This is a genomic window from Lysinibacillus sp. GW247-5R2A (genome assembly GCF_059424475.1).
The window spans coordinates 178,328-194,751 of record NZ_JBWKZL010000002.1 but is presented as its reverse complement, the minus strand read 5'-3'; the positions used below and the strand labels follow the sequence as shown (position 1 = coordinate 194,751).

The window sequence follows — 16,424 nt, the reverse complement described above, 5'->3', positions numbered from 1 at the left end:
ATATTTCCTTCAATGGGACGTAAATCGATTGGATACAGCTATCTTAAGATTAATCATTTTCATGCTCTAGAAAACGAGGATGTTCCAAAAAGAAAGCAAAGTCCAAGAAATGCTGTTAAACCAACATTTCTTGGACTTTTTCTATGAAAAAAGATAAACTTTGGAGGAATAGCGCGGCCATAAAACGTATAACGACCTTAAGGTTTGGATATATCGTATTATGAAATAATGCTTTAATAAAGGAGCTGTATAAAATGGATGAACAAAAAGATACAGAAATAACACGCCCTTCAAAAGCAGAAAACATTCTATCTCAGGTCAATCGTAAAACGAAGCTAGGCGACCTACGAAAAATCGCGAAGGACATAAAAAAAGACCATGAACTAGCTATGGATCTTTGGTCAACCGAAGAGTTTTTGCCGAGACTATTAGCGATTTTAATTATGGACAAAAAATGTCTTTCACATGATGTGCTCAATAAGCTTGATGAGGATATGCAGACTCACACTTTTGATGAGCGAAATAACTTAATGGATTGGTTGATGGCGAATCAACTTACCAAAGACAAAAAGAAAATTGAGTTAATGGAGTCATGGGAAAATAGCCCTTCACCTCTTCAAAGGCGAGCTTTCTGGTATTATCAAGGGCGATTGAGATGGACTGGGCAAATACCTCCTGATAACACTGCACACCTGCTATCTGCATTAGAAGCAACTATTATGCAGGAAGAACCGGAAGTACAGTGGGCTATGAACTTCACCGCAGGATGGATAGGTGTTTATGATAAAAAGAATCGAGCACGTTGTATTAAACTTGGTGAGAAAACGGGTCTTTACAAAGATGAAAAAGTAGCAAAAGGATGTACGCCCAGCTATTTACCAGAGTTCATTACAATTGAAGTGAACAAACGTCAAAATAATTAGTTACCTCTATTTCATGCAAAACAATGAGGCGCTTTTCAGAAATAAGGAAAGCGTCTTTATGATATTAATGATTCCTCCTCCTTATATTCAATCAACTTCGCCTCTGGAAAAGCTTTCCTGAAATAATTTCTTTTTCAATTCAGAATGCTCCTAGCCTATAACTGAAATATTAGCTAATTAAACCTCTGCCAGACTTTCATATACACTGAGACTAATTTTATATGAACCATTTTTCTAAAAAACATTATTCATTTCCATATTTTACACTCTATTAATATTTGTAGCAGTCATGTAAACTACGTCTATTGGTAAAAATTTAATAGAAGAAAGTAGAGGAACCACCAATGAAAGCACTTTATGTTTTTTTATCTTCCCTTGTATTTTTTGGATTAATTTGTGTTTCACCAGCAGCAGCAGCAGAAAAACCCATCGATTTATATTTTTTGGATGATGTTGATTACGATCATTGGGCATACGAAGAATTGGAACGTTTCCTGTATGCAGATATTATTGACGGATATGTGGAAACAGAATCGTTTGAGGAAGATGGGGAGAAATATGATTATACATACGTCTCTATAAAACCAAAAAATTCGATTACTCGAGCTGAATTCACGAAAATTTTAGTGAATTCAATGAATTTACATGCAGGTGAAACAGTTAAATCGTTCCCTGATGTAAAACCAGCGAAATGGTATTACGAGTATGTGAAGGTTGCTAGCAGCCAAGGCATAATCAATGGTAAACCAGACGGCACTTTCCGACCGAATGATAAGATTACACGTAACGAAATGGCAGTCATGATTTACCGTGCATTTGAGTCAACGCTTGATTTTTCAGCAACAGGAAAAGTATTCCCAGATGTACCAAAGGGTAATTTTGCCTATGAAGCGGTTATGAAAACGGCAGCTTTAGGAATTATCAAAGGATATGGAAATGTCTTCAAACCTTACAATGATGCAACTCGCGCTGAAGCTATCGTGATGATTGACCGTGCCTTACATTTAGTGCCAGGAACAGATGAAGATCCAGCTGCAAGCCTTCAAACAGTGGATCGTTACATTAAAGATGAGATGAAGTTTACTGAACAACAAGACATAGAAGCATTAAAAGCCCTTTATCGTGAAACGACAATGGGTTACCAACTAGCTTATGCACTTGATAGTATGGATATGGCAGGTATGATTGAAGAAGATCCAGATACTAAATTTACAATGGAACAGATTGGTGAACATGTGATTAAAACAGTTTCTGTAACGAATCATTTTGCTGAAGTTCGCATTGATAACCTAGTATATAAAGTATCTATGACAGCTCCAGATATGTCTTTTAACATGAACATTGACTTATCAGGTACTGCTTATCTTAAGAAAAATGATGATGGTAAATGGAAAATTTATAACGTTGTTCTTGATGAAGATGACTCTGACCAAGATTGGAAAGAAGCATTAGAAACTGAGATCAACTAAGAACAAAAAGCGGAAGGGATTTATTATCTCAAATCCGCTTTTTTTCTTAAAGTAAATAAGTTTATCTTTAAAAGTTTTACTTCAAAATTATGTGGTAGAAATAATGTCAATTTACATATATAAAAGACGAACCGGAATTTCTGATTTCGGTTTTTATTGTGGATTAAGATCCAGTATTGGCGCTAATTGTGGGGCTTTCCTCTGTAGAATCCTCATCATTGAATTCATTAGGTTATAATATAGTATAGATTTTTGAATGGAGCGATGGATATGAATGGAGCGCAAAAAGCGTTTTTTGAGGAAAAGGAACGTTCACTTGGCGTTCGTCTAAATGATGTACAGGCGCAGGCAGTGCTGCAAACGAATGGTCCGTTGCTACTATTGGCATCACCTGGTTCAGGAAAAACGACGACGATTATTATGCGTATTGGATATATGATTGAGGAGCTTGGTGTGAAGCCTTCTCGCATAAAGGCTGTTACGTTTAGCAAGGCATCGGCAGGTGATATGAAGGCACGTTTTGCAAAGTTTTTCCCGCATTTGCCACCGGTTGATTTCTCGACGATTCATAGTTTAGCTTTTCAAGTGGTGCGGCAGACACTTGAACGTCAGGGCATTTCGTACGGCATTATTGAAGAATCGGACAAGCCGGGTGTCGTTTCTAAAAAAAGAGTGCTTCGCGAGATTTTTGAACAATTAAATGACACAAAAATTACGGAAGATCAGCTAGACGAGCTACTAACGTACATAACGTTTATCAAAAATAAAATGCTGCCAGAACAGGAGTGGGATATTGCAAATGTAAAGGTGCCAAAAAAAGTACAGATTTTACAACGTTATGAGGAATATAAGCGCACAGGTAGTGACCGTTTGTTAATTGATTTTGATGATATGCTATTAATGGCAAATGAAATTTTCACGAAAAACCGAGAAGTGCTGGCACAATACCAACGTCGCTATGATTATTATTTTACGGATGAGAGTCAGGATACATCACCCGTCCAGCATGAGATTATCGCGAAGCTTGTCGCAGTCCATCAAAATTTATGCGTCGTCGCGGATGAGGATCAGGTCATTTATAGCTGGCGCGGTGCAGACCCAGACTATTTGTTGGATTTCCAAAAGGTATTTCCGGAGGCGCAAGTTTTACTGATGACACAAAACTATCGCTCTTCTGCAACGATTGTAGAGCCAGCCAATACATTCATTCAGCGTAATAAAAAACGTTATAACAAACAAATGTTTACGGAAAACCCTGCAGCAGAGCCAATCTCATTTAAGATTCTAGAAAATTACCATTTACAGGCCAAATATTTAGTGGATCAGTTGAAAAATCTGTCTAAGCGTGGCTCAACGGCTATTTTATATCGAAATAATACGTCAGCCATTCCGCTTATGGACGCGATTGACAGAGCAGGTTTGCCCTTCTATATGAAAGATTCCACCATTCGCTTTTTTACGCATTGGGTCGTGGAGGATATTATGAACTTCATGCGTCTAGCGTACAACACAAAAAACATCACTGTCTTTGAAAAAATTTATAGAAAAATGAATGCTTATATTACACCAGCGCAATTGAAGGCACTACAAAGAGTGCCAGAGGAAGGCTGTGTATTCACACAGTTGTTAGAGCATGTTGAATTAAAGGATTATCAGCCTGAATATATTAAGCGAATTCGCAAAACGTATGATAGCATTCAATTTGATAAAACGACGCCAACCGCCATGCTTGAGCATATCCGTTATGACTTTGGTTATGAGCGTACTTTAAAGAAAATGAGTGAGACTCTCGGTTTGAATTATGAAAATTTACTAGATATTGTAGATGTACTTGGTTTAATTGCGCGCCATACGCAGACGATGACTGAATTTGCAGGTCGTTTGAAGCAGCTTGAACATTTAGCCCGCTCGTCTCACATTGAAAATGATTTGAATGCCATTACACTGACAACATTGCACAGTTCAAAAGGCTTAGAATTTGACCGTGTGTATTTGATTGACTTAATTGAAGGGATTTTACCTAGTGAGCAGGAAGAAGAAATTGAAGAGGAAACGCGGCTCTTTTATGTAGGGATCACGCGAGCGATTCGCCATTTGGAATTAATTTCGTATAGCAAGCGCTTTAAAACAAGTGTGGAGCCATCGATTTTCATGAAGGAGTTAAAACAAATCGTTTCACCGCAGGAAGTACCAAAGAAAGCGGAGAAAAGCCCGAGGAAGGCACTGAAGCAATATCATAATGAGCGGACGATTACAACCGAGTCAGCGTTAATCATTGGCTCGAAAGTAATGCATGTGATTTTTGGAGAAGGGGAAATAGTAGCTGTTACAAGTAGCACGATTGAATTGTCATTTACAACAGGAAATAAGAAGTTTGTGACGGATACATGTTTACAGCAAGGCTATTTAGAAATGATGGAAGAGTAAGTGTAGCGTATTCTGGAGTTTTTTAAATGTACAAGGGTCCGCTCGGTCATTGAATTTGGCAAAATACAAAGCGAGAAAAGACTATTAATGGTTATCGCGTTAAAAGATGATCTTATTATCTGTCTTCGATAGAGTAGATTTATGTGGGGCTTGTAATCGATGGACAGAATATCTAGTTGCTGTGAAGAAATGAATGGTTCTTTGTTTAGTGATCATGATAGAAAGTAAATGATACTTTTAAAAATTTAAATAACATCCTTTTTGTTGGATATCTTTACTTACTTTATATGAGAGCTAATTAGAATAAGTGTAATTCCTGTAAATAGGCAAATGATTCTCATGACAGGAATTTTATCAGCGAGTCCAAATAAGGCAATGGCAGTCGTTACGATTAAAACGGTTGGACCAACCAAAGCAAGCAGTGTATTAATATAGAAAGCTTTTTCTAAACTATTCAATTTTAGCATTAACAACCCAGCACTTACTTCTATACTTCCAGACAAAACCCGTAAAATAACCATAGCAAGAAGAGATTTATCAATAATTGTCATCATCCTATCTTTATCAATAATTTTCGTTTATACGAACATTCCATCATTCGAATAGAATCAATATAGACTTCTGATTTATAGAAATATTAACATCAATATATGTAAGGCTCATATCAAATATTCTTGTTATATAATGCTTTATAGTTGAGTTAATAAGTGATTTTCTAGGCAATCGGAGCAATTTGATATATCTTTTTTTCTAGTTAAATAGATTTTTATTATTGTATTAGACAATGGTTAAGTAAGTCATAGATACACATAATTATCCCACTACCATACTTTGCGAATTCTTCATTTTAAGTGAGGGGAGACCATTTACTAGAATCTATCTCTACATTTGAGCAATGCTTGAAGTAGTATATATTCAGGAAACGGATAAGAATAATGAATCATGTTAGAATGAGAATTAAAAATAAACTTAACAATGGAGGAATTCATTAAATGTATATTGTGCCTATCGGTTTTTTATAATATTCCTTATTACAACAGCCACGGGACTACTTTTCATATTTAAGCTGAGAAAGAAAAGTAAATATAACATTGCTAATGGAACTATTGCTTTAGGGACTGGTATTTTTTCGTTAATAGCCTGCATTATTTTCTTATTTTTTAGCGAATACTAAGCCGTTCTGTTTCTTGATTTTAGGGAGCTGAGGATGGTTAAGTAAAGAAGAACAAAGTAAAAGCGGTCCTCCACAGATTAGATATTGTGGAAGGCCGCTTTTTTACACTATTTATTGTTGATTATGTCTGATTCGTTTACCTCATAAATCTATCTAGCTTACGCAGCTTGACGCAATGATTTCATAATTAAGCTTACAATGAAAACTAATAAAATTGCACCAATGAGAGCAGGGAAGACATAGAAATCAGAAATTTTAGGACCCCAACTACCTAGAAGCGTACCACCAATCCATGCACCAATAATACCTGCAATAATATTACCAATAATGCCACCTGGGATATCTTTTCCCAAAATTATTCCTGCAAGCCAACCGATAAGCCCGCCAATTATTAAAAACCAAATGAAACTCATACTGTACATCTCCTATCTTGTATTATAAATATTTCGCTATAGTGTTATATAACCTTTATTAAGCATCTTTAAACTATATAGAGAAAAAATATTTAAACTAACGGGGCGTGATAGTGGAAAAACAAAAATTCTTCGTTAAAAAACAAGAAAACGAATATAGTGTAAAGAATGGAAATCCATGATGTGGGAAATAATGAGTTTTCTTATGCAAATAACAATTCAAAACAAATCCAAATCAGTATGGAGGTAAATAATGAATGTTCTTGATTGTATCATTATAGGTGGAGGTCCTTCAGGTTTAAGTGCTAGTTTAACGTTAGGAAGGGCTAGAAGAAACATTGCATTATTTGACGATAGAACCAATAGGAATAGAGTGACACAAGCATCACATGGATTTATTACTCGAGATGGTATAAAACCACAAGCGTTTAAAGAAATAGCGTTAAAAGAGCTGGAAAATTACCCGTCCGTATTCTATTTTACTTCCACAGTAACTGAAATTATTAAGGATATAGGAAATGAGCGATTTACTGTCAAAACATCTACTAGTGAGGAATTTGTTACAGAAAAAATAATACTCGCCACAGGTATTCAAGAAATATTTACTATACCAAGTATAAGAAAGTTTTATGGGAAAAGCCTATTTAGTTGTCCGTATTGTGATGGCTGGGAGCAAAGAGATAAGCCATTAGTGGTTATTGCAGAAAAAGAAGAGCATGTACTACATTTGACTAAGTTAGTTTATAATTGGTCGAAGGATTTGGTTGTCTTAACAAATGGGGCCCAACTATCTAAAGAAGGTAAAATGGAGTTACAAAAACACAATATTAAAATCATATCGGAAAAGATCAAAGGCTTAATAGGTAATGATGGTTATTTACAAAAAATTGAATTGGAAACAGGGGAAACAATTGTAAGATCTGGTGGATTTGTTGCCCCATCTTATTATCGCCCCAATCAATTTGCTGAGAAGCTTGGCTGTGAAATTCATGAGAATGGGAAAGTTATTACAGACGGTGTTGGTAGAACAACCCAAAAAAATGTATATATTGCAGGTGAAACCGAAAGATCTAAACCATCCTCTTTAATGATTTCAGCTGCAAAAGGTAATAAAGCTGCGGTTGCAGTAAATTCTGATATAACGATGGACCGCTTTTGATTATGTCATAATACCAGCAGCTTCAACTAAAACTTAGCTAAAATTCCATTTACGAAGGACGAATTTTGATTTTAGAATTCGTTTTTCGTATTGTTTAAAAAGCTTGAAGGTTTGAAGTTTTTTTGTTGAAGTTTTCGAACTATGGCACAGCTTTTCGAAAACATAAAAGAATAGAATTTAATACTAAAAGCCCCGATTTAGATATTGAATACTTGAACTGAATCATTAAACTAAAAAAACAGTTACTATTCCACTACCTGTTAAAAAACCACAACCTAATGGACCCAATTAGACGCAAATCTATATCTTTCACTTTCCATCCTTGGCTCATCATCAATAAACTAATGTAGCATTTATGGCTATTTTAAATAGAAAAACTTCAGTGCAGAGAAATTAAAAGGATTAAACACGGTACAATACCGAATTCAATCCTTCATAGCTGTATAACTTAATGGAATGTCTAAATTGGTGGTGTCTTTTCAAAAAGAAAAGGCGCCCATTTTTCATTTAAGGTTCAGTAGGGAAAGTAGTCAAAATCTACATTTTTTCTAGAGCATTTTTTATGGGCTTTTGAAGTACGTCTATAATGGCTGCGATGATAGCTGTTATTAAAATCCCTATTAGACCAAGTGCAATCGGACCTGCTGCATCGTCACCCGTGAACATCGCAAAAATCCTTAAGTAAACTAGTAGCATTAAAATGAAGAAAATTACGGTGAAAGCACATTTTTTTATAGCCTTCAAGGATTTAAGAGATAACTCAGAAAAGGCATTGTTTAGATGGATATAGCTTAACAGTTTATATGCTTGAAACAACGCAACAGAAAAAGCAATGCATACACCGTAGGCACATAGTAATAAAGGATATATCGAGTAATCACCGGGACGCACTTTAGCATCTCGTATAGCTGCTTGAGGTAGCCAATATACACACACAGCAAGTACCCCAATTCCAATAAGAAAAGCAATGATTTTTAAGAAAAAAGTTGAACTTAGTTTAACATTCATTTGAAGCACCTCACTGATTTGATGATAATATGATAGTAGCTTATTTATTATCGTTTATCAATATATTTATTTTGTTTTTCATTATATTATTGTTGTTATTCAATTGATTTTTTGTTGAATTAACGGTGTGCTGTACTTTGATGTTGATTTGAAATAAAATTATACCGTTTTACTCCATATTGAAACCTCGTTTGGAATGTTAATTGTTATATCACAAGAGTCACGAACAATTCACCTTGTCTACCCAGATGGTACATTCAAACCAAATGTTTCGGTAACAAGTGCCCAATTGGCTACGATGTTAGCTCGGTTTTTAACAAATGGAGACATCCCTACAATAAAAAATAATTCTTTTGAGGATACAATAATTCATCCTTCAAAAGATGCGATTGAAGTTGTACAGCAAGCTGGTTTGTTTAATGGTACAACGGAAAAGACATTCAATCCAAATGGCACGATTACACGCGCACAGGCAGTGAAAGTACTCAACCAATTATTCGAGCGTCCCGCTTTAGCAGAAATTACAACGTCTACATTTAAAGATGTTCCTAATCCACATTGGGCCATTGAGAAATCAAGGCAGCTAGCAACAGAAAGAATGGTCAAACAATGAAATGAGACTACACAAGTTCGGTTAGGCAGATGCCGCCGCTACATGTGTAGTTTTTTATTGACTATGTAAATGATCAAACCATCCATGTCAAAATGGTACTAGTCTGCTTACATAGGGTGTTTATAATGTAAGTGACTAAATCATAGTTTGAATAGCTAATAGTTCAGAGTTCAAATGTCTGAGGTGCATCTATAGTTCAGGAGAGTCTATGCTTACCAAATAAGAACAAATATAATCGATAATTTTATCTTAATAAAAAAAATAAGATTTAATCCTAGTCAATTAGATTTGAGGATGCATATTTATAGATAGATCAGATTTAGGAACAAGGGAGCTTAATAGATTGCCTATCGTTGAAACAAATGATGTCTACCTTGTAATGAAATGATAATCAAAAGTTTATGTAATAGTTTTTTATGTAATCAACAGTCTGTTTCAACGTAAATAAATCTATCCAACCTACAATTAATTGTATCTATCAGTTGTTGGAATGATAGATAGCACCTAATGGATTTCTGATTTATCGAAAGCAAAAGCCGCGAATGTCAAACGCTGACTAACAAAAAATGCGCCTGCCAAAGGGGTGGGGGGTTCAATGGGGATACGCATTTAAACTCAAAATTTAAGACCGTTTTCATAATGTCATTCTAAGAAATGGCATTTTATATACTTCATCTAAAGTTTTCGCAGTACAAGGCCTACGTAGCATCTTTGATAAAGGAAATACTTTAATAAGTTGATATTAATGAAAGGAGAATTTATGACGAACTCAAACAAGAAAAAGGTCAATGAAAATCAAAAGATAGAGAAGCAAGCGGAGGAAGTAGAGGTTATGGCACCTACACCTTGTTGTAGTAATTGTATTGTTGTTGATCCTGCAAATGGATGTTCCGTAGTGGAAGGTACTGCTAACGCTGCTGTTGGCTTTGCTTCCCATGCGGAAGGCTCAAATACCACTGCTAGTGGTGGTTTTTCTCATGCTGAAGGTCAAGAAACTGTTGCTCAAGGTGGATCTTCTCATGCTGAAGGAAATAATACGGTTGGATTTGGATTTGCTTCCCATGCAGAAGGATCAGGTACATTCGCCAGTGGAGAAGCTTCCCATGCCGAAGGCTCTCTAACAGTAGCATCTGGTGGAATATCACACGCAGAAGGAGATCAGACCAAGGCCCAAGGAAGTCAATCTCATGCTGAAGGTCTTTTGTCTATTGCTAGTGGAGATATCTCCCACGCAGAAGGGTCTGAAACTGAAGCTAGCGGATTCATTTCTCATGCGGAAGGAGAATTAACAAAATCCGAAGGAAGAGCTTCTCATACTGAAGGGTTTAGAACAACAGCTAGTGCAGACTTTTCACATGCAGAAGGGCAAGACGCTGTAAGCAGTGGTATTGCATCCCATGCGGAAGGGAGCCTTTCTACAGCAAGTGGAGATTCATCCCACGCAGAAGGGGCCGGCACCATAGCTAGTTCCATCGCTGCCCATGCCGAAGGAGATTCTACACGGTCAGAAAGAAGAGCTTCTCATGCGGAAGGAGAACTGACTAGGGCTGCAGGAAGAGCCTCCCATGCGGAAGGAAGTGTTACTACTGCAAGTGGCGATGCTTCTCATGCGGAAGGAGCTCGATCTATTGCAGGTGTAGTTGGGGATCTTACGAAAGGATTTGCTGCCCATGCGGAAGGAGAAGAAACAAGAGCTGAAGGAAGAGCTTCTCATTCTGAGGGTGGCCCAACAAGGAATACTGCAGGAGAGATTGTTAGGCGTACTACGGCTTCTAATGATTTTTCCCACGCAGAAGGGCAAGGGACGACTGCAAGTGGACGGGCTGCCCATGCCGAAGGCTCTGATACCATCGCTAGGGGATTGAATTCTCATGCGGAAGGGTCAGCAACATTGGCGAGTGCTTCCAATTCTCATGCAGAAGGCTCTAATACAATTGCTAGGGGATTGAATTCTCATGCGGAAGGGTCAGCAACAGTGGCAAGTGGTTCTAATTCTCATGCGGAAGGGTCAGCAACAGTGGCAAGTGGAGTCATTTCCCACGCAGAAGGGTCAGCTACAATCGCAAGTGGATTGATTTCCCACGCAGAAGGAGACCGAACAAGAGCAAGTGGAAGAGCTTCCCATGCCGAAGGAGTCCAAACAATCGCAGACGGATCCTTTTCCCATGCAGAGGGAAATAATACAAGTACAAATGGGCTTATAGGTGCACATATCATGGGGCGTTTTGGAGACGCCAATGAGCTTGCGTACTCTTGGTATTTAGCAAACGGAACGAGTTTAACAAACAAAGGACTTGCAGCTAAAATCTTAAGTAATGGAAATGTAAAAATTGATGGTACGGTGAGTATGCCTGCTTCAGATTATGCTGAATTGTTTGAAACAGTTGATTCAAATGCAATTGATGTTGGGTATTTTGTTACCTTTGATGAAGAAAGTGATAAAATTAGAAAAGCGCATAATAAAGATGATTATATATTAGGAATTACAAGCTCTACTCCTGCTATATTAGGTAACAGTGGAGAATTAAGGTGGAAAAATAAATATGCCTTGGATGAATGGGGAAGAGTAAAATACAAGGATGTTATTGTTCCAGCAAAAAAAGATGAAAAAGGAAATATTCTCACTCCCGAACATACCACATCACATCCTTTAGTAAACCCTGAATGGGATTCTACAAAAGAATACATTCCAAGGCTCATTAGACCAGAATGGGCGGCTGTGGGTTTATTAGGGCAACTATTAGTCCGAGATGACGGAACATGTAAACCAGGAAAATATTGCATGCCGAATCATGAAGGGATTGCTACAGCTTCCAATGAAGGTTATCGAGTGATGAAACGTACTGGACCTAATCAGATTTTGGTTATGTTTAAATAGCAACTTATAAGGCTATTATAAGTTTTTGTTAAATTTTTATATTGAATTATTATTCTATCTACGCCGAGGTCTATAATTAGATATTTTCTTGAATGGTCCTACACCTTTAAAGTTTGAGTTGAAAATCTAACTTTAGGGGTGTTTTTTATGGCATAAATGAAATCAGGAATATGAGCATCCTATTAATTGGAGTAGTTTTTGTTTGATTCAATAAAATTTATTTTTTGAATTTGCATAATTAATGTCTATTGAAATAAGCTTACTGATAATAAGTGTTAATGAATTTAGTTATATTTTTGAACGGTAGCGCTAACCCCGAAAGATAAAAAATTTCTTCGATGAATGCCCACTGTATAAGTTAGTGGTCGGAAAAAAATAAAGGGCTTCAAGAAAAATGGTGTCGATAGCTACGGTAATACATTCAAAAAGTATTTAAGAAAAACGGTTGACATGGACGCTACTAGTTGATACTATGTAGTTGTAATAAGTAATACTTAATAGCTCGATTACTCAAAAGCTGTTTTACAAAAATTTTACCTAAGTACTAAGTTGTACTGAATATAAGTCAGACAAAGTAGAGGAGGTTCTAAATATGGAAAATTTAACAGAAATGCTGAAGGGTTCGCTGGAAGGCTGCGTACTGGAAATCATTAGCCGCCAAGAAACCTACGGATACGAAATTACTCGACGCTTGAATGAGTTAGGTTTTACCGAAGTCGTAGAAGGGACGGTATACACCATCCTTGTGCGTTTAGAAAAGAAAAATCTGGTAAGTATTGAAAAGAAACCGTCAGATATGGGACCACCCCGCAAGTTTTACTCCCTTAATGAGGCAGGACGTGAAGAACTTAAGTTGTTTTGGGAAAAATGGGATTTTATATCTTCGAAAATCAATGTCCTAAAATCAATCTAGTTTCATAGGATATTCCGTCCAATACTTTTGAGGTATCTTTTTTGCTTAATAAAAAGGAGGAAAATAACATGATAGAAATGTTCAAAAAATTGATTGGTGATAAAAAAGAGTACAAGATGATGATGGCACGGGTTGAGGAGCTTCCAGATGACTACCAATTTGTATTTAAAAAAATTCAAAACTACATGTGGAATTTTACATCGGGCAATGGGATGGATATGCTGCACATGCAGTATGAATTGATCGATTTGTTTGAAGCTGGTGCAGCGGAAGGCAGACAAGTGCTGGAAATCACAGGTGAAGATGTGGCATCCTTTGCTGATGAACTAGTAGCAAACGCTAAAACCTATATCGCCAAGTATCGTGAGGATTTGAATCAGAGCATTTTGAATCGATTAGGAAAAAAATAAATAGACCCGATGATTAAGACTGAATAGCTAATTACAATGGTTAATTACCGCCTTCGCTATTCAGTTTTACTTTTAAATAAGTACTAAGTTATACAGATTATCAGTTAGACTGAGTAGTCGAATAAATGCAACTGTAAGGAGATTTTTATAAGGGAGGAAAAAAGTATGACTAATGAAGTGATTTCTGTAAAAGGGTTAAAAAAATCTTTTCAAGAAAAGGAAGTCTTAAAGGGGGTGGATTTTGAGGTGCATCGTGGCGAAATTTTCGCACTTCTAGGCTCAAATGGAGCAGGCAAGACAACGATAGTCAACATCCTTTCAACGCTGATGAAGCCTGATGGTGGCAAAGTAGGTATTTGCGGTCATGATGTCCAGCATCAACCAGATTATGTCCGTCAGAGCATCAGCCTGACAGGGCAGTTCGCTGCTTTGGATGGCATGCTCACTGGCCGGGAAAACCTGATGCTGGTTGCCAAGTTGCGAGGCGTTTCCAATCCTTCACAAATCGCAGACAATCTGATAGCAAAATTCAGCCTGATAGAAGCGACCAATCGTCGGGCAGACAAATACTCTGGCGGGATGAAGCGCAGGCTAGACATTGCGATGAGCATAATTGGGAGGCCAGAAGTCATTTTTCTAGACGAACCAACAACAGGGCTTGACCCCGAAGCTCGGATTGAAGTATGGGAAACTGTCAAGGAGCTTGCCGGTGGTGGCACGACCATCTTCCTCACGACACAGTACCTGGAGGAAGCCGAACAAATGGCTGATCGTATTGCCATCCTACATGACGGAAAAATCATTACAACTGGTACTCTAAGCGAACTCAAAGAGATGTTCCCGCCAGCGAAAGTAGAGTACATTGAAAAACAACCGTCACTGGAGGAAATCTTCCTCGGAATCATAGGAAAAAAGGAGGGAATATAAATGACAAACAAAACATGGGTATTATTAGGACGATTAATGCGTAACATCATGCGCAGCCCGGATACTATAATTACAGTGGCGATTACGCCAATTATGATGATGCTTCTGTTTGTCTACGTATTTGGCGGCGCCATCGAGACAGGTACAGATAACTACGTCAATTATTTATTGCCAGGAATCTTGCTGATGGCTATCGCATCCGGCGGCGCTTACACTTCCGCACGGATGTTTACGGATATAAAGAACGGGCTGATGGCGCGTTTTATGACCATGCCCATCAAGCGCTCGTCTGTATTGTGGGCTCACGTGTTGACCTCTCTTGTTTCTAATGCCATTACGATTGTGGTGGTTTTCCTCGTCGCTCTCTTGATGGGCTTCCGTTCCAGCGCAGAAGCTCTGGATTGGCTTGCGGTGGCTGGGATACTGGGTCTGTTTACGCTAGCTCTGTCATGGTTGGCCATTATTCCTGGATTGGCAGCACGGACTATGGAGGGGGCGACAGCTTACTCATACCCTCTGATTTTCTTACCGTTTATCAGTTCAGCCTTTGTTCCCACCGAAACAATGCCTAAAATTGTCCGTACGTTTGCTGAAAACCAGCCCGTTACCTCGATCGTGAATGCGATTCGAGCCCTCTTATATGAAGGTTCTGTTGGCAACGATATCTGGCTTGCTCTTTCTTGGTGCGTCGGCATCATGATTATCGCTTACTTTTTCGCCATTAAACAATTTAAGCGCCAGTTAAGTTAGGGAGATAATGAAAGAATAAAGCAGTAGCGTCATTCATATCACTGCTTAAGTATTAGGTACCTGTTTACGGATACAGTAGAGACATCTGACACCTCTTATTTTATATGTTATGGAGTTTGTAGGATTGAATATAGCACAAATAAATACAACAAAGCGGTATGTTTGCGTGAACATACCGCTTTGTTGATTGTGTTAGGTCCGACTATTCAAATACTTGAACAAAACTATTAAGAGAAGCGACCTCCTGTGTCTCATTCATCACTTCTATATAGGATTTTATTAAAGCTTGAATGGAAAGTGGTGCTATCTCAAATTCATCAGCGATGGCATTTGCATAATCACGCTCCCACCCACCATCTTGTAAATAGTCCGCTTCAACGATAACAGACTTTTTCAACTGAAAATTCGCTGCTTCCGCAATAGCTAAACTTTGACTTTTACTCCACACATTTTGAATGTTCCCTTCGTTTTCAATAAAGGCTGAATAAAGCGCTAAAATGGAAACTGCACAAAAATGACTACGCTGCTGTATGCTCGTATACGCCATATCCCATTCTGCAAAACAAAGCTTCACACCTAATTGCTTCGCGCGTTGAAAATACTGAAGTAGCTGTTCCTTTGATTTGAAATACCAAGAACTATGGGACAACACGACCACATCAATGTTCTCTAAGAGATGAAACGTTAAAAAATCTGTCTCCAAATGAAACGAGATTCGCTTCCCTAATGGCGATGACTGAATTTGCGCATGGGCTTGTGCAAGCGTTAATGGTGCACCGTAATCACTTGCTGCGATATCAAGCGCAAGTATATGCCCAGTGTCACCAACAATGTCTGCCAACACTACTGTTGTATCTCCTTGACCGCAGCCAATTTCAAGAACACGCATACCTTCTTGAATGCCAAACGCCTTGACTAACGCGAAACGATGACGTAATTGTATCTGTTGAATTTCATTTTCTTTATATAAATTATATTTTTGACAAAATGATTTTACTTGGTCTTGCATATAGACTCCTCCTTGGGTAACGTAACGTTGCCGAACGCTATGTAAAGGATTGAGGCTTAGCTACATTTACCCTCACATGGTTTTAATTTGTTAATGATGTATTCTCTTAAAGTCAGCATCAATTCATTTCCCCTCTCGATTATCATTCCAGATATTATAAGTTAAAACGATGAATTTGTCAGTTAGAAGAAGAAATTCCAATTCCTACTTTCCCATTTTGTCTACAATTGTCAGTCGTCATTACGGAAAAGGGCGCAAATGTTGAGGTAGCTCATTTAATTTCAAGATACTTTAGTTCATTAAAGGTTTTTAATCTATACATAATCATTCAAAATAATGTACCCAATTGAA

At 37.6% G+C, this 16,424-nt stretch carries 14 protein-coding genes; 10 read left to right on the top strand and 4 right to left on the bottom strand.

All coding sequences use genetic code 11. The features are described from left to right. Nucleotides 1–254 precede the first annotated feature (254 nt). The 3 genes from AC07YC_RS04570 (at nt 255) to AC07YC_RS04560 (ending at nt 4,819) form a co-directional block, all read left to right on the top strand. Nucleotides 255–923, top strand: a complete 669-nt coding sequence (locus AC07YC_RS04570; protein WP_494918518.1) for a DNA alkylation repair protein — start codon at nt 255–257, stop codon at nt 921–923. A 344-nt stretch (nt 924–1,267) separates the two neighbouring features. After that, the gene (locus tag AC07YC_RS04565) at nt 1,268–2,392 is read left to right on the top strand and encodes an S-layer homology domain-containing protein (RefSeq protein ID WP_494918517.1); all 1,125 of its coding nucleotides are present in this window, start codon (nt 1,268–1,270) and stop codon (nt 2,390–2,392) included. 270 nt (nt 2,393–2,662) lie between these two features. Next, nucleotides 2,663–4,819: an ATP-dependent helicase gene (locus tag AC07YC_RS04560; protein WP_494918515.1), complete on the top strand. Its 2,157-nt coding sequence runs from the start codon at nt 2,663–2,665 to the stop codon at nt 4,817–4,819. Between the two features lie 278 nt (nt 4,820–5,097). Here AC07YC_RS04560 and AC07YC_RS04555 read toward each other — a convergent pair whose 3' ends face one another. Together AC07YC_RS04555 and AC07YC_RS04550 are read right to left on the bottom strand one after the other, a co-directional pair. Continuing rightward, nucleotides 5,098–5,373 carry a YqhV family protein gene (locus AC07YC_RS04555; RefSeq protein ID WP_008177674.1) on the bottom strand — a complete coding sequence of 92 codons (276 nt, stop codon included), beginning with the start codon at nt 5,371–5,373 and terminating at the stop codon, nt 5,098–5,100. 778 nt (nt 5,374–6,151) lie between these two features. Next, on the bottom strand, nt 6,152–6,406 hold the full coding sequence (locus tag AC07YC_RS04550) for a GlsB/YeaQ/YmgE family stress response membrane protein (RefSeq protein ID WP_008177675.1): 255 nt from the start codon (nt 6,404–6,406) through the stop codon (nt 6,152–6,154). A gap of 253 nt (nt 6,407–6,659) precedes the next feature. Between AC07YC_RS04550 and AC07YC_RS04545 the strand changes: the two genes are divergently transcribed. Beyond that, complete coding sequence (locus AC07YC_RS04545) at nt 6,660–7,565, top strand: NAD(P)/FAD-dependent oxidoreductase (RefSeq protein ID WP_494918513.1); 906 nt, start codon at nt 6,660–6,662, stop codon at nt 7,563–7,565. Nucleotides 7,566–8,102: 537 nt separating this feature from the next. Here AC07YC_RS04545 and AC07YC_RS04540 read toward each other — a convergent pair. Further along, nucleotides 8,103–8,573, bottom strand: coding sequence for a DUF2975 domain-containing protein (locus AC07YC_RS04540; protein ID WP_494918511.1), 471 nt, complete (start codon nt 8,571–8,573; stop codon nt 8,103–8,105). 196 nt (nt 8,574–8,769) lie between these two features. On the opposite strand from AC07YC_RS04540, the gene AC07YC_RS04535 reads away from it, so the two are divergent. From AC07YC_RS04535 to AC07YC_RS04510, 6 genes are all read left to right on the top strand, one after another. Then, nucleotides 8,770–9,186 carry an S-layer homology domain-containing protein gene (locus AC07YC_RS04535; RefSeq protein WP_494918509.1) on the top strand — a complete coding sequence of 139 codons (417 nt, stop codon included), beginning with the start codon at nt 8,770–8,772 and terminating at the stop codon, nt 9,184–9,186. 760 nt (nt 9,187–9,946) lie between these two features. Then, nucleotides 9,947–12,064: a peptidase G2 autoproteolytic cleavage domain-containing protein gene (locus tag AC07YC_RS04530; RefSeq protein ID WP_494918508.1), complete on the top strand. Its 2,118-nt coding sequence runs from the start codon at nt 9,947–9,949 to the stop codon at nt 12,062–12,064. A gap of 592 nt (nt 12,065–12,656) precedes the next feature. Continuing rightward, nucleotides 12,657–12,977 carry a PadR family transcriptional regulator gene (locus AC07YC_RS04525; protein ID WP_336634544.1) on the top strand — a complete coding sequence of 107 codons (321 nt, stop codon included), beginning with the start codon at nt 12,657–12,659 and terminating at the stop codon, nt 12,975–12,977. A 68-nt stretch (nt 12,978–13,045) separates the two neighbouring features. Next, nucleotides 13,046–13,387, top strand: coding sequence for a DUF1048 domain-containing protein (locus AC07YC_RS04520; RefSeq protein WP_025116274.1), 342 nt, complete (start codon nt 13,046–13,048; stop codon nt 13,385–13,387). 165 nt (nt 13,388–13,552) lie between these two features. Continuing rightward, the gene (locus AC07YC_RS04515) at nt 13,553–14,314 is read left to right on the top strand and encodes an ABC transporter ATP-binding protein (protein ID WP_494918507.1); all 762 of its coding nucleotides are present in this window, start codon (nt 13,553–13,555) and stop codon (nt 14,312–14,314) included. Then, on the top strand, nt 14,315–15,064 hold the full coding sequence (locus AC07YC_RS04510; protein WP_008177687.1) for an ABC transporter permease: 750 nt from the start codon (nt 14,315–14,317) through the stop codon (nt 15,062–15,064). 202 nt (nt 15,065–15,266) lie between these two features. Here the strand turns inward: AC07YC_RS04510 and AC07YC_RS04505 are convergent, their stop codons facing one another. Further along, entirely contained in the window at nt 15,267–16,073 is an 807-nt protein-coding gene (locus AC07YC_RS04505; RefSeq protein WP_494918506.1) for a class I SAM-dependent methyltransferase, read from the bottom strand. Nucleotides 16,074–16,424 lie beyond the last annotated feature (351 nt).

Bases quoted from the DNA above. Each gene is read 5' to 3' on its own strand.
- AC07YC_RS04570 (WP_494918518.1), top strand. From the start codon at position 255: ATGGATGAACAAAAAGATACAGAAATAACACGCCCTTCAAAAGCAGAA.
- AC07YC_RS04565 (WP_494918517.1), top strand. From the start codon at position 1,268: ATGAAAGCACTTTATGTTTTTTTATCTTCCCTTGTATTTTTTGGATTA.
- AC07YC_RS04560 (WP_494918515.1), top strand. From the start codon at position 2,663: ATGAATGGAGCGCAAAAAGCGTTTTTTGAGGAAAAGGAACGTTCACTT.
- AC07YC_RS04555 (WP_008177674.1), bottom strand. From the start codon at position 5,373: ATGATGACAATTATTGATAAATCTCTTCTTGCTATGGTTATTTTACGG.
- AC07YC_RS04550 (WP_008177675.1), bottom strand. From the start codon at position 6,406: ATGAGTTTCATTTGGTTTTTAATAATTGGCGGGCTTATCGGTTGGCTT.
- AC07YC_RS04545 (WP_494918513.1), top strand. From the start codon at position 6,660: ATGAATGTTCTTGATTGTATCATTATAGGTGGAGGTCCTTCAGGTTTA.
- AC07YC_RS04540 (WP_494918511.1), bottom strand. From the start codon at position 8,573: ATGAATGTTAAACTAAGTTCAACTTTTTTCTTAAAAATCATTGCTTTT.
- AC07YC_RS04535 (WP_494918509.1), top strand. From the start codon at position 8,770: ATGTTAATTGTTATATCACAAGAGTCACGAACAATTCACCTTGTCTAC.
- AC07YC_RS04530 (WP_494918508.1), top strand. From the start codon at position 9,947: ATGACGAACTCAAACAAGAAAAAGGTCAATGAAAATCAAAAGATAGAG.
- AC07YC_RS04525 (WP_336634544.1), top strand. From the start codon at position 12,657: ATGGAAAATTTAACAGAAATGCTGAAGGGTTCGCTGGAAGGCTGCGTA.
- AC07YC_RS04520 (WP_025116274.1), top strand. From the start codon at position 13,046: ATGATAGAAATGTTCAAAAAATTGATTGGTGATAAAAAAGAGTACAAG.
- AC07YC_RS04515 (WP_494918507.1), top strand. From the start codon at position 13,553: ATGACTAATGAAGTGATTTCTGTAAAAGGGTTAAAAAAATCTTTTCAA.
- AC07YC_RS04510 (WP_008177687.1), top strand. From the start codon at position 14,315: ATGACAAACAAAACATGGGTATTATTAGGACGATTAATGCGTAACATC.
- AC07YC_RS04505 (WP_494918506.1), bottom strand. From the start codon at position 16,073: ATGCAAGACCAAGTAAAATCATTTTGTCAAAAATATAATTTATATAAA.